1 protein-coding gene is annotated in these 879 nt (G+C 72.5%); it reads left to right on the top strand.

Features of this window, described 5'->3' with window-relative positions; all coding sequences use genetic code 11:
* Window positions 1-286: 286 nt before the first annotated feature.
* Complete coding sequence (locus tag I53_RS00565) at window positions 287-820, top strand: ankyrin repeat domain-containing protein (protein ID WP_043345473.1); 534 nt, start codon at window positions 287-289, stop codon at window positions 818-820.
* Window positions 821-879 lie beyond the last annotated feature (59 nt).

Genomic DNA, 879 nt, shown 5'->3' with positions numbered 1-879 from the left:
GGCGATCCGGACGGCGAGGGCGTTGCAGGCCTCGTCGTAGGCGTGGGGATCGGCCTGTACGGCCGCCTGTGCGACCGCGCCTGCGCGCTCCCCGACGATGTCGCGCGCGGTGCGCAAGGCGTCGGCGAAGGGCTCGAAGGGTCGGGGCATCGGCGCGCTCCGGAAGCGTCGGGCCTTTGGCCCGGATTGGCGGCTGGAACGAGCAGCGCCCCGAAACTGTTCCCGCCGCCGCTGGACGTGGACGCCGGACCGGCCCAGATCAGCGGCCAGAAGAGACGAGCACGCGATGGCCTCAGAGACGAACACGCCCCCGACCCTCGATGACGAGACCCTGGCCTTCGCCGCCCGCGTCTTCCAGTACGCGCGGCTGGGCCATTCGGAGGATCTCGCCGACCTGTTCGGGCAGGGGCTGCCGGCGAACCTGCGCAACGACAAGGGCGACAGCCTGCTGATGCTGGCCGCCTATAACGGCCAGGCGGACGCCACGCGGGTGATCCTGGAGGCCGGCGGCGACCCGGAACTCGCCAATGACCGTGGCCAGACGCCCCTCGCCGGCGCGGCCTTCAAGAACGATCTCGCGATCGCGCAGCTCCTGCTCCAGCACGGGGCCAGGGTGGACGGGACCGGCGACGGCACCCGCACGGCCCTGATGACGGCGGCGATGTTCGACCGCACCGAGATGGTCGACCTGCTCCTCCGCCACGGCGCCGACCCGGACCGGCGCGACGCCTCCGGACAGAGCGCCGCCGACATGGCCCGGGCAATGGGTGCCCAGGCGACGCCGGCGCAGCTCGACGGGGCGCCCCGGAAGCAGGCTTAGGCCAACGGTCAGAAACGGATCCAGGCGGGCGCGACGTCGCCGCACAAGGAGCACAGCTT

It is taken from the genome of Methylobacterium sp. B1 (assembly GCF_000333255.1).
Taxonomy (GTDB): domain Bacteria; phylum Pseudomonadota; class Alphaproteobacteria; order Rhizobiales; family Beijerinckiaceae; genus Methylobacterium; species Methylobacterium fujisawaense.
Note: the sequence above shows the minus strand (reverse complement) of the source record. Positions and strands in the feature narration are given on the sequence as shown.